General features: G+C 35.3%; 27 protein-coding genes and 1 other RNA gene. 13 read left to right on the top strand and 15 right to left on the bottom strand.

The window, feature by feature from the left end; genetic code table 11:
- Nucleotides 1-409: 409 nt before the first annotated feature.
- Nucleotides 410-1,522 (top strand): response regulator, encoded by a 1,113-nt coding sequence (locus tag AC07YC_RS18205; protein ID WP_494920076.1) that lies wholly within the window; start codon nucleotides 410-412, stop codon nucleotides 1,520-1,522.
- Nucleotides 1,523-1,565: 43 nt separating this feature from the next.
- Here the strand turns inward: AC07YC_RS18205 and AC07YC_RS18200 are convergent, their stop codons facing one another.
- Complete coding sequence (locus AC07YC_RS18200) at nucleotides 1,566-2,576, bottom strand: GGDEF domain-containing protein (RefSeq protein ID WP_494920075.1); 1,011 nt, start codon at nucleotides 2,574-2,576, stop codon at nucleotides 1,566-1,568.
- 366 nt (nucleotides 2,577-2,942) lie between these two features.
- Between AC07YC_RS18200 and AC07YC_RS18195 the strand changes: the two genes are divergently transcribed.
- The 4 genes from AC07YC_RS18195 to AC07YC_RS18180 all read left to right on the top strand — a co-directional run bounded on the left by AC07YC_RS18195 (nucleotide 2,943) and on the right by AC07YC_RS18180 (nucleotide 7,311).
- Nucleotides 2,943-3,632, top strand: a complete 690-nt coding sequence (locus tag AC07YC_RS18195; RefSeq protein ID WP_494920074.1) for a response regulator transcription factor — start codon at nucleotides 2,943-2,945, stop codon at nucleotides 3,630-3,632.
- Entirely contained in the window at nucleotides 3,629-4,615 is a 987-nt protein-coding gene (locus tag AC07YC_RS18190; RefSeq protein WP_494920073.1) for a sensor histidine kinase, read from the top strand. Before AC07YC_RS18195 ends, AC07YC_RS18190 begins: the two co-directional genes overlap by 4 nt.
- 103 nt (nucleotides 4,616-4,718) lie before the next feature.
- Nucleotides 4,719-5,480 (top strand): ABC transporter ATP-binding protein, encoded by a 762-nt coding sequence (locus tag AC07YC_RS18185; protein ID WP_336636106.1) that lies wholly within the window; start codon nucleotides 4,719-4,721, stop codon nucleotides 5,478-5,480.
- Complete coding sequence (locus AC07YC_RS18180; RefSeq protein ID WP_494920072.1) at nucleotides 5,470-7,311, top strand: ABC transporter permease; 1,842 nt, start codon at nucleotides 5,470-5,472, stop codon at nucleotides 7,309-7,311. The genes AC07YC_RS18185 and AC07YC_RS18180 overlap by 11 nt, the downstream gene beginning before the upstream one ends.
- A gap of 47 nt (nucleotides 7,312-7,358) precedes the next feature.
- Here AC07YC_RS18180 and AC07YC_RS18175 read toward each other — a convergent pair whose 3' ends face one another.
- A complete protein-coding gene (locus AC07YC_RS18175; RefSeq protein ID WP_036222821.1) occupies nucleotides 7,359-7,799 on the bottom strand; it encodes a hypothetical protein in 441 nt (146 codons plus the stop codon).
- Between the two features lie 171 nt (nucleotides 7,800-7,970).
- Between AC07YC_RS18175 and AC07YC_RS18170 the strand changes: the two genes are divergently transcribed.
- A complete protein-coding gene (locus AC07YC_RS18170; RefSeq protein WP_008176273.1) occupies nucleotides 7,971-8,609 on the top strand; it encodes a YfbR-like 5'-deoxynucleotidase in 639 nt (212 codons plus the stop codon).
- Between the two features lie 104 nt (nucleotides 8,610-8,713).
- Entirely contained in the window at nucleotides 8,714-9,250 is a 537-nt protein-coding gene (locus tag AC07YC_RS18165) for a zf-HC2 domain-containing protein (RefSeq protein WP_336636103.1), read from the top strand.
- Between the two features lie 34 nt (nucleotides 9,251-9,284).
- Here AC07YC_RS18165 and AC07YC_RS18160 read toward each other — a convergent pair whose 3' ends face one another.
- Together AC07YC_RS18160 and AC07YC_RS18155 are read right to left on the bottom strand one after the other, a co-directional pair.
- Nucleotides 9,285-9,623: a zinc ribbon domain-containing protein YjdM gene (locus AC07YC_RS18160; protein WP_036122619.1), complete on the bottom strand. Its 339-nt coding sequence runs from the start codon at nucleotides 9,621-9,623 to the stop codon at nucleotides 9,285-9,287.
- A 25-nt stretch (nucleotides 9,624-9,648) separates the two neighbouring features.
- Nucleotides 9,649-9,789 (bottom strand): hypothetical protein, encoded by a 141-nt coding sequence (locus AC07YC_RS18155; protein ID WP_336636102.1) that lies wholly within the window; start codon nucleotides 9,787-9,789, stop codon nucleotides 9,649-9,651.
- A gap of 80 nt (nucleotides 9,790-9,869) precedes the next feature.
- Between AC07YC_RS18155 and ssrS the strand changes: the two genes are divergently transcribed.
- Both ssrS and AC07YC_RS18145 read left to right on the top strand, forming a co-directional pair.
- Nucleotides 9,870-10,062: non-coding RNA, 6S RNA (gene ssrS, locus AC07YC_RS18150), on the top strand.
- Between the two features lie 260 nt (nucleotides 10,063-10,322).
- Nucleotides 10,323-10,784 (top strand): hypothetical protein, encoded by a 462-nt coding sequence (locus AC07YC_RS18145; protein ID WP_260982733.1) that lies wholly within the window; start codon nucleotides 10,323-10,325, stop codon nucleotides 10,782-10,784.
- A 51-nt stretch (nucleotides 10,785-10,835) separates the two neighbouring features.
- On the opposite strand, the gene AC07YC_RS18140 is transcribed toward AC07YC_RS18145, so the two are convergent.
- From AC07YC_RS18140 to AC07YC_RS18110, 7 genes are all read right to left on the bottom strand, one after another.
- Entirely contained in the window at nucleotides 10,836-11,012 is a 177-nt protein-coding gene (locus tag AC07YC_RS18140) for a monothiol bacilliredoxin BrxC family protein (RefSeq protein ID WP_494920071.1), read from the bottom strand.
- Nucleotides 10,987-11,163 carry a monothiol bacilliredoxin BrxC family protein gene (locus AC07YC_RS18135; protein WP_494920070.1) on the bottom strand — a complete coding sequence of 59 codons (177 nt, stop codon included), beginning with the start codon at nucleotides 11,161-11,163 and terminating at the stop codon, nucleotides 10,987-10,989. Before AC07YC_RS18135 ends, AC07YC_RS18140 begins: the two co-directional genes overlap by 26 nt.
- Before the next feature lie 100 nt (nucleotides 11,164-11,263).
- On the bottom strand, nucleotides 11,264-11,677 hold the full coding sequence (locus AC07YC_RS18130) for a VOC family protein (RefSeq protein ID WP_494920069.1): 414 nt from the start codon (nucleotides 11,675-11,677) through the stop codon (nucleotides 11,264-11,266).
- A gap of 69 nt (nucleotides 11,678-11,746) precedes the next feature.
- Nucleotides 11,747-12,388 (bottom strand): 3-oxoacid CoA-transferase subunit B, encoded by a 642-nt coding sequence (locus AC07YC_RS18125; protein ID WP_494920068.1) that lies wholly within the window; start codon nucleotides 12,386-12,388, stop codon nucleotides 11,747-11,749.
- Entirely contained in the window at nucleotides 12,388-13,095 is a 708-nt protein-coding gene (locus tag AC07YC_RS18120) for a CoA transferase subunit A (RefSeq protein ID WP_494920067.1), read from the bottom strand. Before AC07YC_RS18120 ends, AC07YC_RS18125 begins: the two co-directional genes overlap by 1 nt.
- Before the next feature lie 119 nt (nucleotides 13,096-13,214).
- Entirely contained in the window at nucleotides 13,215-14,087 is an 873-nt protein-coding gene (locus tag AC07YC_RS18115; RefSeq protein ID WP_494920066.1) for a LysR family transcriptional regulator, read from the bottom strand.
- 223 nt (nucleotides 14,088-14,310) lie between these two features.
- A complete protein-coding gene (locus tag AC07YC_RS18110) occupies nucleotides 14,311-14,949 on the bottom strand; it encodes a LysE family translocator (RefSeq protein ID WP_494920065.1) in 639 nt (212 codons plus the stop codon).
- Nucleotides 14,950-15,115: 166 nt separating this feature from the next.
- Here AC07YC_RS18110 and AC07YC_RS18105 point away from each other — a divergent pair, with 166 nt between their 5' ends.
- Both AC07YC_RS18105 and AC07YC_RS18100 read left to right on the top strand, forming a co-directional pair.
- Complete coding sequence (locus AC07YC_RS18105) at nucleotides 15,116-15,538, top strand: SRPBCC family protein (RefSeq protein ID WP_336636094.1); 423 nt, start codon at nucleotides 15,116-15,118, stop codon at nucleotides 15,536-15,538.
- Entirely contained in the window at nucleotides 15,538-15,858 is a 321-nt protein-coding gene (locus AC07YC_RS18100; protein ID WP_336636093.1) for an ArsR/SmtB family transcription factor, read from the top strand. Before AC07YC_RS18105 ends, AC07YC_RS18100 begins: the two co-directional genes overlap by 1 nt.
- A gap of 35 nt (nucleotides 15,859-15,893) precedes the next feature.
- Here AC07YC_RS18100 and AC07YC_RS18095 read toward each other — a convergent pair whose 3' ends face one another.
- The 4 genes from AC07YC_RS18095 to AC07YC_RS18080 all read right to left on the bottom strand — a co-directional run bounded on the left by AC07YC_RS18095 (nucleotide 15,894) and on the right by AC07YC_RS18080 (nucleotide 20,243).
- Nucleotides 15,894-16,673, bottom strand: coding sequence for a YqhG family protein (locus tag AC07YC_RS18095; RefSeq protein ID WP_494920064.1), 780 nt, complete (start codon nucleotides 16,671-16,673; stop codon nucleotides 15,894-15,896).
- Nucleotides 16,674-16,689: 16 nt separating this feature from the next.
- Nucleotides 16,690-18,204 carry a DEAD/DEAH box helicase gene (locus AC07YC_RS18090; RefSeq protein ID WP_494920063.1) on the bottom strand — a complete coding sequence of 505 codons (1,515 nt, stop codon included), beginning with the start codon at nucleotides 18,202-18,204 and terminating at the stop codon, nucleotides 16,690-16,692.
- A 107-nt stretch (nucleotides 18,205-18,311) separates the two neighbouring features.
- Nucleotides 18,312-19,079 carry a helix-turn-helix domain-containing protein gene (locus AC07YC_RS18085; protein ID WP_494920062.1) on the bottom strand — a complete coding sequence of 256 codons (768 nt, stop codon included), beginning with the start codon at nucleotides 19,077-19,079 and terminating at the stop codon, nucleotides 18,312-18,314.
- Nucleotides 19,080-19,193: 114 nt separating this feature from the next.
- A complete protein-coding gene (locus AC07YC_RS18080) occupies nucleotides 19,194-20,243 on the bottom strand; it encodes an NAD(P)/FAD-dependent oxidoreductase (RefSeq protein WP_336636089.1) in 1,050 nt (349 codons plus the stop codon).
- A gap of 519 nt (nucleotides 20,244-20,762) precedes the next feature.
- Here AC07YC_RS18080 and AC07YC_RS18075 point away from each other — a divergent pair.
- Nucleotides 20,763-21,287, top strand: coding sequence for a P-loop nucleotide/nucleoside kinase family protein (locus AC07YC_RS18075; RefSeq protein ID WP_494920061.1), 525 nt, complete (start codon nucleotides 20,763-20,765; stop codon nucleotides 21,285-21,287).
- 150 nt (nucleotides 21,288-21,437) lie between these two features.
- Nucleotides 21,438-22,037: a hypothetical protein gene (locus AC07YC_RS18070; RefSeq protein WP_418300890.1), complete on the top strand. Its 600-nt coding sequence runs from the start codon at nucleotides 21,438-21,440 to the stop codon at nucleotides 22,035-22,037.
- Nucleotides 22,038-22,104: the final 67 nt, after the last annotated feature.

Here is a 22,104-nt window from a genome sequence, read left to right as displayed (position 1 = left end):
CTTACAAATTAATAACTCAGGACTGTCTGCCTGATATTAGGAATTATTACTATAAAAACGGAAAATTATACAATTTCGATTATTTTTTTAGCAAATTGTCCAATTAGATGGAAAAAAATCATCGTTTAGACTAGTATTTTTTATATTAGATATTTACTATTTACGGGCCATAAAAAGAAGAAATAGATGACATAAAAAATTGAGAATTCATCCAAAAATATTTTCAAATCGTGAAGTAAACGCGGCTACAACATGCATGGAAGCTATATATGTCTGCTACATACAATTACTGAACAATTACCTCAGTAGCAAATGCCAACATATCCATACAAAGGATAGATATCTCTATCTAATAACCTCTAGACTGAAATGAAAGGTCGTGTTTTTTATTTTGATTCGGGCGATATTGATGGACGACGAGCCTTTAGCACTTATTAGTATGGAGAAACACTTGCTAAAATTTGATAGGATTGAGGTTATTAAAACTTTTACATCTGTAAAAGATCTCCTTACAGAGGGGCCGAGCTTGGACTTTCATGTAGCATTTCTAGATGTTGAAATGCCAAGTATGAATGGATTAGACATTGCCGAACTATTAAAATCGTGGAATGAGAGCATCTATATTGTTTTTGTTACAGCCTACCGAGACTATGCTGTTCAAGCCTTTGAACTACATTCCATTGATTACCTGTTAAAGCCTATTTCAACATCTCGCTTAGCGACGACTATTCAAAGGATTGAGGACCTTCTTCAGCCCAAAATAACGTCATCGCCAACATTATTTCATTCAGAGCCATTGCTAAAAATAAAATGCTTCGGAGAATTTGTTGTTTCCTATGAAGGAAAACCTCTCCATTGGCGGACTATTAAAACGAAAGAATTGTTTGCACTACTTTTTTTACATCTCAATACCCCTGTGCCCCGTGACACTATTATTGATAATCTGTGGAGTTATACTGATTTTAATAAAGCAAGGGTTCAACTGCATACTACCGTCTCATACCTTCGCTCCTCCCTTTCAGCATATGGCCTTTTAAAGGTCATCGATTATACGAACGGGTGTTATATTTTAACATTAGACCATATTCAATGTGACGCTAATGATTTAGAGATGATTTTGAATAAAAAAGAACAAACCGGAAAATTGGATATTGAAGGGGCTGAAGCACTTCTTCAAGACTATCGTGGAGAATTTATGACTACGATGGCCTACCCGTGGATTGCTAGTAAAGCAAATTTGATGAATAAACTATTTACTCAATTACTGAAAGAACTAGCCCATTATTATGAACTAGTTCAGGATGTCAAAAACCTAGAGCATTCGTTACTTATAGCTTTAGAGTTAAATCCATATTCCGATCAAGCTGTCCAGCAATTAGTCAAGCACTATGCTAATATTGGGAACCGAGCAGAGGCTATAAAAATTTACCTTTCTTTTAAACGTACTCTATTGTCTGAGTTAAATGTTTTGCCAATGCAGGAAACAACAACTCTTTTTCAAACCATCTCTGAACAAGAGTGACGACAAAAAAGCATGCTAGTGTGGAATGCCAGCATGCTTTTACTCATGATTTAATAATCATTTGTCTCATATTCCGTACTACACATAAACAATTTCTCCCTGACTGTTTTGCTTTATACAGAGCATGATCTGCAATTTCTATCAATTGATTTGGGCTCTGTACATTTGGTGTAAAAGCAGTAATTCCGGCGGACATTGTAACAGGTCTACCACACGCAGTTTCCTGTAAGGCCTGTTTAACCCGCAAGCTTTCTGCAAGTTCTACCGCTTCATCAATACTCCTTGAAGGCAAAATAATCATAAACTCTTCTCCACCATATCTAAAGCACATGCCTTGTTCCTCCATATTGAGCTGCATATGATGAGCGAAAGCTTTTAACACTTCATCCCCTACGGTATGACCATACGTATCGTTTATACTTTTAAAATCATCTAGATCAATTAAGATAATGGCATGCGGAACTTTATTAATAATTAATTCATGAAGAGTTTGATCCATTATTCTGCGATTCGGAATACCTGTTAATGAGTCTACATTTAATTGATCCGTTAAATCAGTAATTTTACTTTCTGCGCAAATCATCATATTTTGTACGTTTTTTTTCAGCAACTTTGCTTCAACATACCAATCAGCAATATTTTCGTTCCTCTGCCCGTTTTCGCCAACCTCTATCATGGCCGAAAGCTCATTTAGGGGGCGTACTATTTTTAATGCAAGACATATAGCGAGCACCACTATTATAGCAATGACTAAAATAATAGGGACAATAACCTTTTTTAGAAACAGGCTAAAAGGAATAATCATTTCATTTGAAGCTACCTGTTCAAAAAATGGTTCTAATGTAATATCTTCCTTCAACGAGTCCTCTAGATATCCGTCTTTAATTGCGGAAGATCCCTTTACGTATGTATCTTGCATAACATGATTATTTTCCATCAAAATTTCATTAAAACTTTGATAGCTACTCCAAATACTAACACCAGATGTCGCCAGTACAACCATTATTGTCATACAAACAATAAGAAATGATAACTTTAACTTTAATTTACCCACAATAGATCATTTCTCCCATTGAGATGATTTTTTCGTTAAATCTTATCTATGTTTTAACTTAAACTTTAATATATCTATTCAATCATCATACGTCATACTTCTTAAAGAAAACTTAACAGCTGGGTATTTTTTACTTTATCCAGAAAAGCGCTTGAATTCAAAGAAAGCATATACCACAATTAGTTCTTTCTATTCACACTTAAAGTATTCTTTATAATTCTAAAGGTCTAACAGGAGATTTATCTAAAAATAGAATCAAATAAGTTTGTGGTAGCTCTTTTTTAATGTTCCAAGGTACAATTCTTCTATAGATTTATGGAAAAAGGGTACATTATAAAGTAAAGAACGAAGGAAGGGTCGATAGAAATGTACAAGATATACATAGTAGAGAACGATAAAAATATAGCTTCACTGATTGTCGAACATTTATCGAAATATCAGTTTGAATGCCATACAGTACAACAGTTTCAGCACATCATAGAAGAGTTCAATGACATCCAACCCCATTTAGTCATTATGGATATCAATCTCCCAACCTTTGATGGATATTTTTGGTCACGTAAAATTCGTCAGCTTTCCATTTGTCCCATCATCATTGTCTCAGCTAGAGTCAATGATATCGATCAAGTATACGGTATTGAAAATGGTGCTGATGACTTTATTACTAAACCATTTTCACTAGATGTCTTTATGGCAAAAGTAAATGGGTTACTTCGGCGTACATATGGTGAGTATGCTTCCTTTGATACATCTACCATTACAATAGCCAATACTACATTAAACCCAGACACAGTTCGTCTCCAAACAGATAGCAAAGAGAGCCTGTTAACATTAAAGGAAATGCAGCTCAGTAAACTATTATTCGAGGCCTATCCAAATGTTGTAGCTCGCCAAAAACTATTAAGTGCTATTTGGGATGATGAAACCTTTGTGGAGGAAAACACATTATCTGTGAACATTGGTCGACTACGAAGAAAATTCGAAGCTATCCACTCTCAGCTTGAAATTAAAACCATTCGAGGCCTAGGTTATCAACTTGTGGAGGAAGAAAAATGAAGCTGTTTTTTAAAGATCATATCAGTATTATTATTCTTTATGGTATCAGCTTTCTATTCTTACCCTGGATGATTCAAGCATTGGATGATTTAACAGCGCATTATTTTTATTTTATTTTTCTCGTTAGCTTTCTATTTATCCTTTGGCTTGTTGGCCGTTATTACAGAAGGAGACGACTATATACACACTTAGAAAAAGATGATCTATCGAGGGACGACCTTCATCTGTATGAACCCCAAGCTTCAATCGAACAAGCCTATAGTGAAAAGCTACGACAAATGCAATATTTACATGTAACGCAACAGCAACAATTAGAGGAGCAAGCGGAGGAAAAGCATCTCGTATTATCACATTTTGCACATCAAATGAAAACACCGCTATCTGTTATTCAATTACTTACACAATCAGCATCCACCAAGACTTCTAATGAATTACAGCACTGGCAAACAATTAGTAAAGAATGTGATAAGCTGACATTTACACTCAATCAACTATTAACGTATGAGCGTAGTTCAAACTTAGTAGCTGATTTAAAAATTGAGCCTATTCTTTTAAAAGAGCTTGTAAAAGAAGTCGTGAATGATTTGAAAGATTATTTTATTACAAAAGAGGTTTTCCCAAAATTAACGCTGGCGGAAGATCAAATGATATACTCCGATCGTAAATGGTTAAAGGTTGTTCTTTATCAAGTATTAAATAATGCTGTCAAATATAGTGAAGTTGCAAGCACTGTCCATATTGATTATGACAACGACATTTTGCATATCGATAACCGTGGTGAAACAATCCCTACTAGCGAAATTTCTCGTGTCTTTGATTTGTTTTATACGGGCAAAAAAGGAAGAACAAATGGAGAAGCAACAGGCATAGGATTATTTTTAGTGAAAAAGGTTTTAACGATACTAGACCATCCCTTCACCTTGCAATCCTCACATGATCACACTACGTTTTCCATCAATTTCTCAAGCAGTCTTAAAAAATGAATATGACAACTTTGTCATATTCCCGTCATCCAGTGAAATGGGTTTTTGATCGCTCCTTTTTTATACTAAGGCTATCAAATCAATTTAAAGGAGTTGTTCCAAGTTGGGAAACATCATTCTTCAAGTGACCAATTTGCAAAAAGAATATATCGGGGAGATTACCTACAAGGCATTAAACGGCATTGATTTCCAGTTACAGCAACAGGAGTTTGTAGCGGTCATGGGGCCCTCTGGAAGTGGCAAAACAACATTTTTAAATAGTGTATCCACCATCGATCGCCCCACTGCTGGAGATATTGTTATTAATAATAGAAATCCCTATGTTTTAAATGATGAGGAACTTGCAAAATTTAGACGTTCTGAATTAGGCTTTGTTTTTCAGGATTTTAATCTTGTTCATACGTTGACGGTAAAGGAAAATATTTTATTGCCACTAACATTAGACAGCATACCTAGCGCCAAAATGCGTCAACGTTTAAAACATGTAGCGCAATTTCTTGGAATTGAGGAGCTATTACCGAAACGGATTTATGAAATTTCAGGTGGGCAAAAGCAACGAGTAGCTATTGCTCGTGCTGTTATCCATGAACCGAGCTTATTGTTAGCGGATGAGCCTACAGGAAATCTGGACTCAAAAGCCGTCAATGATGTGATGGACTTATTTACCTCCATTAACCAAGAACTACAAACTGCCATTCTCATGGTGACACATGATCCTTACGTAGCAAGCTTTGCCAATCGTATTATATTTATCAAGGATGGAAAATTATACAATGAAATACATCGGGGCAACAATCGTAAGCAATTTTATCAAGAAATTATGGACACTCTTGCTTTTCTAGGTGGTGGGCAACATGACCTTTAACCACATTGTTATCCAAAATATTTTACGAGATAAATGGACATATGTGTCTTATTTTCTAAGCAGTATGTTTTCCATCATTATATTCTTTTTATTTTCTGTAATCGTCTTTCATCCCAGCTTAAAAAGCCTAGATCCTGACTCAACTCTTGGCATTTCATTAATGCTAGCTAGTATGCTTGTTTATTTATTTTCATTTATTTATATCATCTATTCGATCATGGCGTTTTTACGCAAAAAGACGAAGACTCTTGGCATTTTTATGATTACAGGGGCTTCCATGAAACAAGTACAAAAGTTAATATTCCGCGAAAACCTATTCATTGGAATTATGGCGATTATTGCAGCAATCGTTCTTGGTCTTGTTATGACTCCCCTGTTCTTAATGGCTGCTAAAGTAGTGTTAAAGGCAGAAACATTTAGTATGTATATACCTCTACAGGCAATTGGTTTAACAATAGGTTTATTTTTAATCTTATTTATGGTAATTTCCAAAATCGTCACTAAATTTATTAATAAGGAAGCCTCCATACAGCTTTTAAAAGGTGATACTGTTATCGAAAAGTCGATTCGACCACATTATATTTTATTAGCTGTTAGTATAGTAATGACCGCCATTTTAGCTTATTTACTAAAGGTTGAGCATGGCATTGTAGAGTCTTTAAGTGTTTTCTTTTATTTATTATTTTTCGCTAGCATTCTTAGCATGATTTATTTAGTCATTGCTCAAGGCTTACGTCTATTTCTGAAAATCTTTGAGAAGTCTCCCGCTTACCTTCGCAAAACAAATATGCTTTTAGCGTCAAATTTAAATGCAAAAATGAAATCCCATGCAAATATGCTATTTCTAATTACCCTATTGTTAAGTGGCGTATTTCTATGTACAAGCATTTTGTTTAGCTCTTATTACAATGTTCAGAAAGATAGCGAAGGAAATTATCCGTATAGCTTTCAATATATCGCGGATCCAAAAGCTGATGACAGTTTAATAAAGGAGGATTTAAACCATCTTGAAACAAGGCTAGCAACAGTAAAAGCTAACAAGTATTTTATTGAATTTAAATCAGATGAAAATCAACGCCTTGGCTATATGTCATTATCTGATTACAACCTGCTACAGCAAAAGGAATTCAGCCTTAATGAAAATGAATTTATCGCGGTTGCTGGGAATCATGGTATGGCACCGATAACCAACAATGCTAGTGACCGTTATATAAAATCTTTCAAACTCGCTGAAATTAACGAAAAGAACCTACTATCTACAGGGTTTCAGGAAACTTACTTCATTGTGCCAGATTCGCTTTATCAGTCGATTGACTACCCTGTTTATAAAACCTATATTTATGAATTAGACAATTGGACAGCTCATACAGAATTAGCAAAGACCATTACCGAAGATATACCGTCCTTACCTGGTGAACGTTACGTTACATCCAAAATCAACTTATATGATACGGAAATGTTTGTTAAAAGCGTTATGTTCTTCATTGGCTCTATGTTAAGTTTAATTTTCTTAAGTGCAGCCATGAGTATACTTTACTTCTATTTACAAACAACATTGTTACAGGAAAAAGAAAAATATATGGGCATTCGTAAGCTAGGACTGTCTAAAAAAGAATTAGCCTCCGTTATTGCAAAGGAATTGGCCATTCTTATATTTGTACCGTTCACAATAGCAATTTTGCTATTACTCACTATTTTATTAGCTATGCGTACAATGGTCTCTACAGCTTTTTTACAAGTTTCCATTGCCAGTTCTTGTTGTTTCTTTGTGCTGTTCCTCATCAGTTATTTATGGATACGAAAAAGCTATTTCAAACGTTTAGTAAACTAAAAAAATCGCACTCCACGGGGTGCGATTTTTCAATAATAAAAGACTCGTTACCAAACAATTGGCTTTGCCACCATTAGCCATAGCATAATGAGCAATAGCAAAATGTACATCCACGTCTTGCGCTGTAATAGAGCAACAAATCGTTGGTGATTATAAGCGGGTGTATTAAAAGTCCGTAATGTTGGTTTAAACGCTCTGGCTAAAAATACTATCGATGCAAGCATCACAAGGAAAGTGAGAACAATCCACGACGTACTCCAATGGTAACCGGCATGCCACATTAGTAAAATACCTGACCCTACAAGTACATGTCCTGAATGTTTGACAATGGCAATAGCCCCTTTAAAAGATTCTATATATGGTGGCATTTCACCATTCGAAGCTGTACGCATTTTTTTTACAATCGTTAACACAACGAACAATGGCCCAATCGAAAGAACCGCACTTAAAATATGTATATAAAGAAGAAGCGTATAAATGGAAAACATGATGTGTACTCCCCTTTTCATCAGTCCCCTACATTATAGCATTCAACCTTCGTCTGCTTATTCGGTAATTGTGAATCCTTTGTAAACACAAATTGAATCATTGTTAAATTGTTTGAAAATCTCACAAAGAGGGTATTGTTTATAGTAACATGCACTTATAGAACAAAAGGAGTGATTTTTATAGGAATTCATCAATTTTTTACAAGCCTCAATGATTTAGAACGAATTATTCGTTGCCCTGGGCGATTCAAATTTGAAGAACATAATGTGGCAGCCCATTCTTGGAAAGTGTCACAATATGCGATGTTCTTTGCGACATTAGAAGAAATGAATGGCGTACAGATTGATTGGAAATCTTTATATGAAAAAACAATTAATCATGACTTTGCTGAAGTTTTTATTGGTGACATTAAAACCCCAGTAAAACATGCTAGCCCCGAGCTCAAACAAATGCTGGCGCATGTGGAAGAAAAGATGATGGAAAAGTTTATTAGCAATGAAATCCCAGAAGAATTTCAAGCCATTTTCTTTGAGCGTATGAAAGAAGGCAAGGATAGTACGATAGAAGGGCGTCTACTTGAATTTGCGGATAAGCTGGACCAATTTTATGAAGCTTTTGCAGAATTAAAGCGAGGTAATACTGACAAAGAATTCGTCTATATGTATCAAAATGCCTTATCGAAGCTTTTAGCCATTCCACTTGAAGCAACTGTCCAATATTTCCGCACTGAAATATTAAAAGACGCCGTACAGGAAAAAACCCATATTGATATTCAAGCATTAACAAATGAAGTACTAACAGCCAAATAGTCAGGTGCATGTACAAGTTTTCCGAATGAAAAGTTCAGGAAGGCTTTTTTTATTTCCTCTAAAAAAAATCGTATAATGAAAGGTGATTGAATGGAGGGAAAGTTTTGTCAGAAGATTGCCCAATTGTAGAAGATTTATTACCGTTATATAGGAAACAAATGCTCCAAGCACCAACATTACTTTATGTAGAACAGCATTTAGCAAGTTGTTCCCACTGCAAGCAGCTCTTAAGCTCAAAACCAATTCAAAAAGAATACATACCGATGAAAAAAACATTATCTTTTTTTCATCTTATATTTATTGTCCTTTCTTTCATGTTTGCCATTAATTCATCGTTACTTGGCAATCAAATGGGCTTTGTCATTTCGTATGCCATTTTCGGTTGTCTGTCTTACCTTTTTTATAAAAACATTTGGATTGTTTTTATCATTAGCTCTGTTCCTGTATTTGTTTGGGCGATTATCGACAACCTTACGAATGAGCTCTATATTACCACCTACTCCTTAACAGAATTTGGGGCACTTTTGATGGGAGCAGGCTATATCGCTCTCTTACATACGATTTTTGCCTTAGTTGGTGCGGCCTTTGCCATTTTATTACGCAAAATTTTTAAAATAAATACTAATAAAAAAAGCGTCTAAACATTCGTGTGAGTTTAGACGCTTTTTCAATTCACTATGCTTTTTTCACAAATTCTGACTTTAATTTCATAGCGCCAAAGCCATCAATTTTACAGTCAATATTATGATCCCCTTCTACAAGGCGAATGCTTTTTACCTTCGTTCCTATTTTTAAAGTGGAAGAACTCCCCTTTACCTTTAGGTCCTTAATAACCGTAACTGAATCACCATCAGCTAACAGATTACCATTTGCATCTTTGACAATAAGTGCATCTGTTTCTGATTCCGTTGCGTCCATGCTCCACTCATGCGCACATTCAGGACATACATAATTCGTTCCATCCTCATATGTGTATTCAGAATTACATTTTGGACAATTTGGATAAGCTGCCATTTCTGCTTCCTCCCTTTACTTTTTGCTAGATAAATCCTCTATATGCTCCTATCTTTACATAGTCGTCCATAATAAGCAAAGGTTGTTCGTATTTTTTGTTCGTATTTGTGAAAATAATATGAAGCTCTAGTTCCTTTCTAAAGGCATTTGTCGTTACGTATTGCATAATTTGGGACACCTACCCATTGACTTATTTCAAGCAATCATCTTACTTGCATGTTTGTCGATCATGCTTTAATATATCCATAAAGGCTGCATTGTTCGTATAATATTAAGTTTTAACCTTTAAGCTGTAAAAGGGAGTTTTATTATTGGAGTTGGAATGACGGGCCTCACACTACGGTGCATGAGGATAAGCAGGAAAACTTCTGCGAACACCCACTTTGAGGAGTGGTGGTTTAAAACTTTCTATAATAACTACGGCATACGCGGCTTTTTATATTACATTTACTTTTACAGCACCTTAGCCAATATGGTTAAGGTGCTTTTTTATGTTTGAAAAGTGTATCTAAATCCAACATACGCATTTGTCCTTGCACCTACTATATCTTCAATTTTACATATTCTTTTTCTAAACCCCTTAAAAAGGACCTGTTCATCTAACGTTTTAAATTCTAGTTTTAAAAAGTACATACAACCTTCTCATATTTTGTATAATTCCCTTCCATTTTGCGCATATATGGAGTAACAAGGGAGGTAATGTTATTGAAAAAGTTAATGTATGTAATGGTATTTGCTTCACTGCTACTAACAGCTTGCGGAAAGAGTGACGATCCAAAAGAGGTCGCAGTAGATCAAAATACTTCCGTTGAAGATATTGTCGGAGCAATTGTTAAAAATGAGTTCACGGTTGAAGAATCCAAAGGTGTTGTCACAATATCAATACAAGATACGGATGTGACAGAAGGTTCGAAAAGTCAGATGCTGAAGGACTCCACTAAAATTTTTGCTGATTTGTCGAAGCTGAAAGATGTAAAGACACCTGCTGTTACTTGGTATGCTCCACTTACTGAACCAGATGGAGATAAAACCATGACCGAAGTATTGAATATTTATTTTAGTGAAGAGGATTATCATAAAGTAGATTGGGCCAATTATTTACAGGTTGATATCGAGTCAACCGCAACGAATTATCATGAAAGTGAAGCTTTAGAGGATTAATTTTATAAAACAACAAATACCCCTCCATGTATGAAGGGGTATCTTTTTTATTCATTTTACATACAGTCTAAGTCCCTCTACTAAAAGAGGCTGTTTTATTTTGTAGTGGGTTGCCTGCCAAATTCCTTTACCCCCCTGCAAAATTATAAACTGTGGTGATTCGTGCTTTACCTGCAGATTAAGTTCTATGGCGTTGGAAACATCACGTTCCTTTTGGACAATGATCATATTTAGGTAATTCTGTCGCTAATGCTTTGAACTCCTTTAAAGCTGAAACACTACTTATACATGTCAGACTAAATTTTAAGACAAGACATGGTATTTCGTGTGATTGTTCTAACACTTCTCTCCAACTATCCAAAGTTTTAATTCGTTGCATATATAAATACCCCCCTTAATAATTATATACTATACAGGGTATTTATTTTGACAAAAAAAACACGAGACTACGATTATAGCTCGTGCATTCCTTCTTCTGTTTAAATGCCCTCTGTATTCATTAATACAAGGCGCCAGCCATCAGGGTCCTCAATTGTAGTACCCTTCTGCATCCAATATGGATTTTCAGGCTCTACTTCAGGGTACCCCATTCGTGATAAGCGTTGAGCAATGCTATGAATCGTCTCTTTATTTGGAATATAGAGCACTAACAGATTGTCCTTACTTGGAGCAGGACAAGGGCTCCCTTCAACATGTTCTGTAAATTCCAAATGATAGTGTGCATTTGGAAGACCAATCATTATTCCTGTATAGCCACGATGCCCAGAAAAAGACCCAATTTTCTTTAAACCTATGCCCTCACAATAAAATCGTTCAATTTCTTTTAATTGATCTGTTGGCCTTGCTACTCTGACCTGCGCAACTGCTAGTTCATTTGTCCATTGTTGGTCCATCCGAAACTCTCCCTTTTTAAACGAGTATAGGATGATACAACCACGTTGAAAACAGTCCTAAGTCTGAAATTATTGTGCTAAAGCTACATGAAATGAAGCCGCAGTCTTTGCTTTTACTTCCTCTACAGTAACGCCTTCTGCTAATTCAATAAGCTGCATCCCATCTTTAGTAAAATCAAATACAGCTAAGTCTGTAATTAACCGGTGGACAACTCCTTTACCTGTTAATGGGAGTTCACATTGTTTTTTAATTTTGGATTCACCGTTTTTATTAACATGCTCCATAACGACGATGACTCTTTTTGCTCCTACTACAAGGTCCATGGCGCCCCCCATTCCTTTGACCATTTTCCCTGGAATCATCCAATTTGCCAGATCTCCGTTCTCTGAAACTTCCATACCGCCTAAAATAGCAAGGTCAATATGGCCACCACGAATCATAGCAAATGATTCTGCACTATCAAAAAAGGAGGCACCTGGCCTAGCTGTTACGGTTTCTTTCCCAGCATTAATTAGATCGGGATCTACGTCGTCTTCAACTGGATAGGGACCGATGCCAAGTAATCCGTTCTCTGATTGTAAAAGTACTTCATAATCGGCTGGAATAGCATTGGCAACTAAAGTTGGAATACCAATACCTAAATTTACATTCATGCCATTTTGAATTTCTTTTACTGCTCTATTTACGATTCTTTGTCTTGTATCAGCCATCACGCTTCCCCCTTTTTCACTGTCAAACGCTCAATACGTTTCTTATAATTTTCACCCAATAAAACACGTTGAACGAAAACTCCTGGTGTATGGATATGATCTGGGTCTAACTCGCCAACTTCTACAATTTCTTCAACCTCAGCAATAGTAATTTTACCTGCCATCGCAGCTAGCGGATTAAAGTTACGTGATGTTTTTCTATACACTAAATTACCTAGTTTATCTGCTTTCCATGCTTTAACTAGAGCAAAATCAGCAGTAATTCCTTTTTCTAATATATAGTCTTTCCCATCAAAAACCTTTACTTCTTTGCCTTCAGCAATGGGCGTACCAACTCCAGTAGCTGTATAAAACCCTGGAATCCCTGCTCCTCCTGCACGTAGGCGCTCAGCAAGTGTTCCTTGAGGTGTTAACTCTACCTCTAACTCGCCACTTAAAAATTGTTGCTCAAAAATTTTATTCTCACCTACATAAGAGGCAACCATTTTTTTTATTTGCTTATTCGCTAATAGTAAGCCTAAGCCCCAATCATCTACACCGCAGTTATTACTGACAACTGTTAAATCCTTCGTGCCCTTTTGCACCAAAGCTGCAATAGCCTTTTCTGGTATACCGCATAGACCAAAGCCTCCTACTGTTAACATATCTCCGTCCTTAATATCAGCAACCGCTTCTTCAAATGAACCCCACACTTTCCCATCCTTCATCTCGAAACCCCCTAAAATTGCTCGTTTATTAATAAAAATTCTACCTTATTAACATTTTACAAGTAAAGGAATTAATTAGAATACCACTTATTCCAAAATAGAATAAATCGCTATATGTCTTACTTACGTATCGTATTAAGTAACTGTTTTAAGGCATACGATTGATATGTATTTTTCTTGGTGATAATCCCCAAACGCCAAGGCATGTCAAAATTAGCTAAGGGAATCATTTTGACATTATTATTTGTTAGCTTGGCAGCAATAGAATATGGCAGTAATGTTATTCCTAAATTTGACGAGACCAGTTCAACTATCAAATCCCACTGTGAACTTTTATAGCCTATATTTGGTGAAAATCCAACACTTCCACATGATTTAATCACATAATCATGTAAAGCGAACTCCTCAGCAAAAATAATAAAGGTTTCATTTTTTAAATCCTGCAATTGTATTTCGTTAAATTGAGCTAATGGATGTAGTTCATTTATAAATACATAAAATTGATCTTCTACAAATGGCTGAACCGAAAACTTCCTTTCATCCGTCGGTAGTACGACAATCCCCATATCAACATCACCGTTTTCTACTAACGTACCCACCGTTTTTGCACCTCGTTCAACAAGCTCCAAATGCACGTCAGGATATTGTTGATGAAATTCTCTAGCCATTTTAGGAAAAAATAATGTTCCAATTAAAGGTGGAATCCCTAGCTTGATGGAGCCTGTCTTTATATTTAATAAATCATCTAGTAAAATGTGCAGGTCTTGAACGGAACGCATGATTTTTTGCCCCTCTTTAAAAACAATAATGCCTGCATCTGTTAGCTCGACATTTCGTGTAGATCTATTCAATAGTTCTACATGCAATGTATCTTCTAATTTTTTTATGCTTTTACTTAATGAAGGCTGAGATACAAATGTTTCATTCGCAGCCTTCGTAAAGCTACCATGCTCGACAACAGACATAAATGCTTTTAAATCTCGTAATTCCATAAATATCTTCCCCATTTATTCTTTTTGATGAAAGTCTCAGCAAAATTCTCTTATAGTAATTAATTCTTCTTCATCTATGGTAATCCTTCTAGAAAAAATAAGTGCACGGAAACTATAACTATCATTCAGAAGATGTTCCTTTATTTCCCGTACACCTCTACAACAAAAAATACACCAGCTATCATTAGATTTTTACATCTAATATATAGTGGTGTATTGACTATTAGTGGGCCTTTTCCAATGCTAATTTAATGCCGAAACCTATTAACACCGCACCCGTCAATCCTTCGATTACTGCCTTAGTAGTTGGCCTTTTCATAAATGCACTAATGCGATCTAATAGATAAACATAAAATACAAACCATAACATCGTTAAAGCTGTATATATTAGTCCCATGATTAAAAACGGTAGAAATGTTCCACTCGTTCCATCCACAAATTGAGGAAGAAATGTTAGGAAAAATACAGCGACCTTCGGATTCGTCACATTAGTGAGGAACCCTTGCTTAAAGCATGATTGATGGGAGTACTTATGATCCATATTAGCTTCATCCTGTACTTCGGGAGATTGTGCGCGAATTTTCCGTAAGGTCCACAATGTTTTAATACCTAAATAACATAAGTAAACTGCACCAATATACTTTAATGCAGCAAACACATAAGCTGATTTCACAATGATAGCGGAAAGCCCAATGACAGCTGCGCACGTATGAATCAATAAACCACCGCAAGACCCTAAAATTGTCTGCAAGCCACCTTTTCTACTTACAGTCAAGGTATTCTTTGTCGCAATAGCTGTATCTGGACCAGGTAAAATTATGAGTAAAATGCACATAACTAAGAAAACAGAGATGTTCACCATTTTGCTCCCCTACTTTCTGTCAGAAAATTATAAAAATAATTGTAACATATGTACTTCCTTACAGAAAGATACTAAATTTTTTCTTTTGACATTGACATACAACCATTAGGTGTTATATATTCATAACACCTAATGGTTACATTTTATCTATAAAGGAGATTAACACATGAACGGAAAATTACCCGATATTATTAAAACAATTACACTTAATGCACCTATAGAAAAGGTGTGGGATACTGTAGCAACTGCAGAAAAAATTGCTTCTTGGTTTATGCCCAATGATTTTCAACCTATTGAGGGACATGAATTTACGATTCAATCGCCATTTGGTCCGTCACCCTGTAAAGTTGAACGTGTAGATGCGCCACATTTTCTACGATTTGCTTGGGACGAGGATGGTTGGTTCGTTACTTTTGAGCTAAAAGAAGTCGGAGAACAAACAGAATTCACCTTAACACATGGTGGCTGGAAGGAAGCTTCACATATTATTCCTAAAGCTAACGGTGCTACTGAAGCCATTCGCACAAAAATGGATGGTGGCTGGACAATGATCATCCATCATAAATTAAAAGAAATTGCAGAAGCCTAATGGTCCAAGAAGCAATTAAATATGACGTTTTTCAGGCAATTGCAGATCCTACAAGAAGAAATGTATTAAAGCTACTTGCATCTAGTGATAGACCTATCTCTAATATTTCAGAGCATTTTGCAATTAGTCGAACAGCTGTCGTGAAGCATTTAAATATTTTAGAACAGGCAGAGCTTGTGTCTGCTCAAAAAAAGGGTCGCGAAAAGATATACACTTTGCATAGTGAGCGTCTAAAGGAAATTGAGGATTGGCTCCAATACTTTCATTTATTTTGGGACAATAAATTGGCGCAGCTACAAAGCTTGGTGGAAGACAATTAAAAAATGGAGCTGTCCCTAATAAGACAGCTCCTCATTTAAAAGAGATAAAATAATCCTCCATTAATAATGTCAATTTTAATTTTAGATTCGTATTGCTCCTCTAATGCTTTTCTTTCAATTTCATAACATTCCGGTTTATCCTCTACATCCTCATAAAAATAATCCAATACACGTTGATCACGTTGCCATCTCTTTTGCGCTTCAATGGCCCACGAATGATCATCCTTTTCAATAATGGATTCCACTGCTGCATTTAATCTTTCAAGAGCACGTACTGGTTTAATTATATATTGCACATGAAAAACATTCTCTGCTGGCTCGGTGTCAAAATCTGAGGCAAAAATCGATTCATGAAAATTCTCCTTGATAACACCCGTTAATAAATTAATACCAAATGAATACATCATTTCTTTTGTCCGATCACAGCAATAGGAAACTTTAAAATTAACGCCTAGCCATGGAGTAAGGATAACCTGACCCATTGCATGATCCACTTTTTCAAATAATTGGACATAGGCACCTAGTTCTCCTGTAGCATGAAAAAGCTGATTTAACCGTGGTGAGCCATAATGAATAACTTCACCAAACAAGTTACCGGCCATAGCTGTCTGATCTGTAATAAAGGTCACTTGAGCTGGGTTTGGTTCACTATTAGTTGCCTCTATATATTGCCAATAAAATGGTCTATTCATAATTCTTTTATCTATATCTACCGTCAACTGCACGGTCAAAGAATGATCCTCTTCCCCTAAAATAGGGCAGTCATTTTCGGCGAAAAATCCCTTTAAATACTCATGAACTTGCTGCGGATACATAGTTTCCCTCCTTACCTCATACTGATTTTTTTAAGTTTGTTAAAATGGCATCTAAATCACCAACCACTTTTTCAAACACATCGATTTTAGTATGAAGTAATTCCAAGATTTTTTCTTCAATGGTATTTTTAATAGCAAGATTATATATGTGAACATCATGCTCCTGCCCCAAACGATGGACACGACCAATTCGTTGCTCTAGCTTCATAGGATTCCATGGTAAATCATAATTGATGACATGATGACAAAATTGAAGATTTATCCCCTCTCCACCAGCCTCTGTGGCAATGAGTACTTGTGCTCTTTCTTTGAATAAATGCTTCATATAATCTCGTTTACTTTTATTAAATTTACCGTTAAACAATACACTCGTAATACCTTTGGAATGTAAATACCATTGTAAGTAGATTTGAGTGGCACGGTATTCTGTAAAAATAATAACCTTATCCTTCGCCTGTTCAATAATCTCTATCGTCTTTTCTGCTTTAGAATTCACTTCTAACGCCATCAGTTTGGCTAAAATATCTTCCATTTCCTGTGATTGTCCATGCTCCTTCAGCATATTTGTTAATGTTAATGCTGTTGCTTCCTTGCTACTGCACATTTCCTTCTGCAAAGTAATTAATGCAAAAGATCCTTTGTTTTCAAGTGAGCCAAGGAGATCGTAAACTTCTCTTTCTTCTTCCGTAAAGGTAATCGGCACAATTTGAACGCAACGATTGGTCCATTCAATACCTGTATCTTCTCTTCGATTTCTCACCATCACCTGATTGACCAATTCTTTCAAATAATCATCATGTTCTAGATGATGCTTACTAGCTGAAAAGGCGGATTGGAAAGTATCATAGTTCCCCAGATGTCCTGGTTTTAATAAGGAAATTAAATAATATAATTCGAAAACATCATTTTGTATAGGAGTGGCAGTTAATAATAAGCAAAACTTTTTCTTTAATCCTTGCACAAACTCATAAATTTGTGTTTTATTATTTTTTAATTTATGGGCCTCATCAATAATAACCATATCATAATCCTGCTCATAAATACGCTCCCTATGAGGGCTCTTTTTCGCCGTATCCATACTCATGATAATGACATCATAGCGCTCTATTGGACAATTTTTTTTATAAGCGATAGCAGGTATATGAAATTTTAAATTTAACTCTTCAATCCATTGATTAATAAGAGAAGCTGGCGCTAATATTAACGCCTTCTTCACAAGGCCCCTTAACAGATATTCCTTTAAAATCAAACCCGCTTCAATTGTTTTACCAAGACCTACTTCATCTGCTAAAATGGCTTTTCCATTCATGCGTTCAATGACTGTTTCAGCAGCTTCTAGCTGATGTGCAAGAGGTTTTAAATTTGGTAAATACTTTGTAGCTTGTAAACCTTTGAAATCAGGGATTAATTTCATTTTTACAATATCATAGTTCATCTTATATAATGTCCAGCTATGCCATTGTTCTAGGTCATTGACGCGATTGATAAAGCCTTCTTCCCATTCTGACGACCTCTCTATTTTCATGATCATCACCCCACCATGTCAGTATTTCTCCTTAGGTTGTCCAAAAAAGAGAAAGCTATGTTCGATCTATACAAAAAACACCCAATGAATGTAATTTTTTCATCGAGTGTTTGTTAATTCATCTGTTTGCGGAAAATACTAGGTGATAAACCTGTCACCTTTTTAAAGACACGACTAAAATAAAAATAATCCGTATAACCTACTCGATCAGCTATTTCCTTTATAGAAAAATCAGATGACCTTAATAGCATTTTGGATTTTTGAATACGTAAATCAGTTAAATAAACATGGGGACTGACACCCATTCTTTTTTCAAATACATAGCTCAATTTTCTACGGTCCCAATTACATTCATTAGCTATTTCGTTCACAGTAATATTCTTTGTAAAATTTTCTTGTATATACGTCAAAATGGATGCTATGTTTTGATAGTCTTTCACCTTCATCAACAAAGTTATTTCCTCTAAAATATGTAAAAAAAGTGCTTTGGATTGAAGAAATGATAAATGGCTACCCTTTTGATTTGTTTCGACTAATTGCTGCACTAGACTCATTAATTTCATGTGCTCTACAACCCGTAAAGGAAAATGACTATTATAAAGAGAAAGTTTCGCCTGTTCTTCATTAGATAGGTGAAAGTAAATGACTACATACTCTAAATTGGCCTCATGTGCAGCTAAAAATTGAATGGGAAAATTCGGACCAACATGGAGGATCCGTCCTTTTTTTATGCGATAATTAGTGCCTTCAATTTTAACATCACCTATTCCATTGATTGGGAAGATAAGTCTAGCTACATTTTCCTTTGTTTCGTTAGTCTCAGCAACTATTTCAGAAGAAATCTGGTCAGTAGTGGCAGACGTAAATGTTAAAGGTGCCATTGTATAGAATTCTATAATTTCTTGCGTATTGATACTGAATAGCTCCCTTCCTATAGCATGTTTTAAAACAACAAGAAAGGAACACCTAAAATGCATGAGTGCTCCTAAGATTGATTATTTTAAGCTTTCCTGTAATAGCTTGCGATTACGTTGTTTGAAAATATCATTATGGGAAGATACAATACCGCCATCAGAAGCATCTGGCTGAATATACTTCTTCGCACTATTCACTGCGTGCAATGCATCATGAAAAGCTGCTGCAATTAAATGGATTTTGCCATCATGGTGCAAAATATCTCCTGCCGCATAAAGACCCGGAATAGATGACTCACTATTTATAGTACCTGCTATGAAATAATCGTTTTTACGATCAATTGCTAATGGACTATTATCTAATAGTTCCTTATCACGTACATAGCCATGACTGATGACAACTTCATCGATAGGAATTTCCGTTACAGTACCCATCTCATGGTTTGTTAAAGCAATTGCTGTAATCATTCCTTCTTGATCATCTGCCATTAATTTTGTAATTTCAGAGTTATAATGGCATTCAACGGTACTATTCGTAAGCTCCGTAATTTGAGCCTCATGTGCAGACAATTGATCTTTTCGATACGTTAAATAGACCTTTGACGCTACTTCCATTAACTCTAGTGCCCAATCTACCGCTGTATTGCCGCCACCAGAAATAATGACCGCTTTATTTTTAAATTTTTCATAGGATTTGATAGTATAGTTTAAATTAGATACCTCAAATCGTTCAGCTCCCTCAATCTCTATTTTTTGAGGATTAAGGATGCCCCCACCAATAGCAACTATGACCGTTCTTGAATAATGAATATTCCCAGACTCAGCTGTAATAACGAAAATGCCCTCTTCGTTTTTAGCAATTGATACTACCTTTTCATCTGTATAAATAGATGGATTAAATGTTAAGGCTTGCTCTACTAACTGCTTAATGAGTTGGCCACCTGAAATTGGCGTAACGCCCCCTATGTCCCAAATCATTTTCTCTGGGTAAACGTGGATTTTTCCCCCAAGCTGCGGCTGTGATTCAATAAGCTTCGTCTTCATTTCACGTAAGCCACAATAAAAGCTAGAATATAATCCTGCTGGTCCTCCACCAATGATCGTTACATCATACAATTCTTGTTCAAACAATACTTAACACACCTTTCGTTTATGTTTATTTCCTATCTCAACAATTGGGCTGCGGCATCAGCTGAACTACAACCCCAACTGTATACTTTTCAACTTATAAAAATGCTTATTATTTCCTTACTCCCCTATTATACGATAATGATAATCATTATCAAGTAAAACTTCCCCTTTTCAAAGCTATTTTGTCAATCCTTACTATTCTATAAATCATTTTTATATCGTAATTCCATCGACCATGCACTCTCAAACTAACATTAATTAGGATTTTTGATATGTATGAAGTATAAAAAATAGCTGTCCTGGCAGCAGACTGCTCCTTAGCTATACGAGCGCTTTGCTCCAATAAGAGATAGAGATTCAAACAATTGGGCCATTTAGTTGAATAACTGCCTCTAAAGAGATTTGTACATTTATGTTAAAATTTAGGGGTAGTTCTTGAAAACAACTTGGTTATTTAATAAGAGTTTTCCGTTATTGCCATAGATACTTTATTTATAGTAGAAGAAGTGAGGGATTAACATGTTTTTTGTTCAAATGTCTGGCTTTCCTGGGTCTGGAAAGTCTACACTTTCTCGTCAAATTGCTGAGCGTACAGGAGCAGTCATAATAGACCACGACATTGTAAAATCTGCTTTATTACAGTCAACAGAAGAAATTCAAATCGATTCAAAATTAACTGGTAAGATTTCATATAATATTGATTGGTCTTTAATTGAATCTTACTTATCACAAGGACAAAATGTAGTATTTGATAGCCCTTGCCTTTATCAAGAAATGGTAGATCGAGGAATTGCTATGTCTAAAAAATATAATGTGAAGTACAAATATGTTGAGTGCTACCTTGATGATTTTCAAGAGATTAATTTTAGATTGAAAAATCGAGAAAGAATGATAAGTCAAATAAGTGAGGTAACTTCCGAAGAGAATTTTAAATATACATTAGTCAATAGTAAAAGACCCACTGATTATCAGTGCATAGTTGTAAATACTGGCGAACCTATCGATAGTTATATTAATGACGTTGTAAATTACATAAAGAAATGAGTTGTAAATATTTTTATTCAATTAAAGGGCGCTATCCTTGTATAAAGGAAAGTGCTTTTTCATTAATAGGTCACATAAAAAGGTTTCTAATAAATAGAGGAAGAATACTTAAGTAAGATTTTAATAAAGTTAATTGAGGGGGAAATAGATGTGAACATAGCAGATTTCAAGGAGAATCTCTTTGCTTTAAATGATATTATTTTCTTTGATCAAAATGACTATCTTCGTGAAAAAACCTCTAATCCATTAAAAATACTCCAAGTTATTAGTGATGCAGAAGCCTTACTAAAGGACAGCAATGAAGATGATAAGTATTTTCTTTATGGTACATTGGGTAATTTATATAGAATAATTGAACAACCAAAAAAAGCGATTCATAGTTTATCTTATTGTCTTAATCATTCAGTAGAAGAAAGAAATCTTTCAAGAGAGATTGTCACTTTAATTCGTCTTGGTGAGGCTCTTAAATATGATAGTAATCATATAGAGGCATTGGATAAATTTAATGTAGCCTTGAATCTGTGTAAAGCCAACAAGATTGTTGATTACCTAGACTTTGTATTGCAACATAAAGGTAAATGTCTAATGGAATTAGCAATCTTGAATGAAGCCAAAGAATGCTTTTTAGAAGCATTGGCATTAAGAAAAACAAAAGGGAATTTCTCTTTGATTGACTCAACTCAACAAGCATTAAATCTGTTAAAAGAATTGAAACAGCCCAGAGCCTCTATTGACAATAGTGATATATAAATATAAGAGCATAGGTTTATTAAACAATCGGGCGCAATACCTACTTTAAAAAGATTTGAATGAATGA

It is taken from the genome of Lysinibacillus sp. GW247-5R2A, assembly GCF_059424475.1.
Note: the sequence above shows the minus strand (reverse complement) of the source record. Positions and strands in the feature narration are given on the sequence as shown.

What these genes read in the sequence shown, in the direction of transcription:
- AC07YC_RS18205 (WP_494920076.1), top strand. Translation starts at nt 410, where the DNA reads ATGGACGACGAGCCTTTAGCACTTATTAGTATGGAGAAACACTTGCTA.
- AC07YC_RS18195 (WP_494920074.1), top strand. Translation starts at nt 2,943, where the DNA reads ATGTACAAGATATACATAGTAGAGAACGATAAAAATATAGCTTCACTG.
- AC07YC_RS18190 (WP_494920073.1), top strand. Translation starts at nt 3,629, where the DNA reads ATGAAGCTGTTTTTTAAAGATCATATCAGTATTATTATTCTTTATGGT.
- AC07YC_RS18180 (WP_494920072.1), top strand. Translation starts at nt 5,470, where the DNA reads ATGACCTTTAACCACATTGTTATCCAAAATATTTTACGAGATAAATGG.
- AC07YC_RS18175 (WP_036222821.1), bottom strand. Translation starts at nt 7,799, where the DNA reads ATGTTTTCCATTTATACGCTTCTTCTTTATATACATATTTTAAGTGCG.
- AC07YC_RS18160 (WP_036122619.1), bottom strand. Translation starts at nt 9,623, where the DNA reads ATGGCAGCTTATCCAAATTGTCCAAAATGTAATTCTGAATACACATAT.
- AC07YC_RS18155 (WP_336636102.1), bottom strand. Translation starts at nt 9,789, where the DNA reads ATGCAATACGTAACGACAAATGCCTTTAGAAAGGAACTAGAGCTTCAT.
- AC07YC_RS18145 (WP_260982733.1), top strand. Translation starts at nt 10,323, where the DNA reads ATGTTATTGAAAAAGTTAATGTATGTAATGGTATTTGCTTCACTGCTA.
- AC07YC_RS18140 (WP_494920071.1), bottom strand. Translation starts at nt 11,012, where the DNA reads ATGATCATTGTCCAAAAGGAACGTGATGTTTCCAACGCCATAGAACTT.
- AC07YC_RS18135 (WP_494920070.1), bottom strand. Translation starts at nt 11,163, where the DNA reads ATGCAACGAATTAAAACTTTGGATAGTTGGAGAGAAGTGTTAGAACAA.
- AC07YC_RS18130 (WP_494920069.1), bottom strand. Translation starts at nt 11,677, where the DNA reads ATGGACCAACAATGGACAAATGAACTAGCAGTTGCGCAGGTCAGAGTA.
- AC07YC_RS18125 (WP_494920068.1), bottom strand. Translation starts at nt 12,388, where the DNA reads ATGGCTGATACAAGACAAAGAATCGTAAATAGAGCAGTAAAAGAAATT.
- AC07YC_RS18120 (WP_494920067.1), bottom strand. Translation starts at nt 13,095, where the DNA reads ATGAAGGATGGGAAAGTGTGGGGTTCATTTGAAGAAGCGGTTGCTGAT.
- AC07YC_RS18115 (WP_494920066.1), bottom strand. Translation starts at nt 14,087, where the DNA reads ATGGAATTACGAGATTTAAAAGCATTTATGTCTGTTGTCGAGCATGGT.
- AC07YC_RS18110 (WP_494920065.1), bottom strand. Translation starts at nt 14,949, where the DNA reads ATGGTGAACATCTCTGTTTTCTTAGTTATGTGCATTTTACTCATAATT.
- AC07YC_RS18105 (WP_336636094.1), top strand. Translation starts at nt 15,116, where the DNA reads ATGAACGGAAAATTACCCGATATTATTAAAACAATTACACTTAATGCA.
- AC07YC_RS18100 (WP_336636093.1), top strand. Translation starts at nt 15,538, where the DNA reads ATGGTCCAAGAAGCAATTAAATATGACGTTTTTCAGGCAATTGCAGAT.
- AC07YC_RS18095 (WP_494920064.1), bottom strand. Translation starts at nt 16,673, where the DNA reads ATGTATCCGCAGCAAGTTCATGAGTATTTAAAGGGATTTTTCGCCGAA.
- AC07YC_RS18090 (WP_494920063.1), bottom strand. Translation starts at nt 18,204, where the DNA reads ATGATCATGAAAATAGAGAGGTCGTCAGAATGGGAAGAAGGCTTTATC.
- AC07YC_RS18085 (WP_494920062.1), bottom strand. Translation starts at nt 19,079, where the DNA reads ATGGCACCTTTAACATTTACGTCTGCCACTACTGACCAGATTTCTTCT.
- AC07YC_RS18075 (WP_494920061.1), top strand. Translation starts at nt 20,763, where the DNA reads ATGTTTTTTGTTCAAATGTCTGGCTTTCCTGGGTCTGGAAAGTCTACA.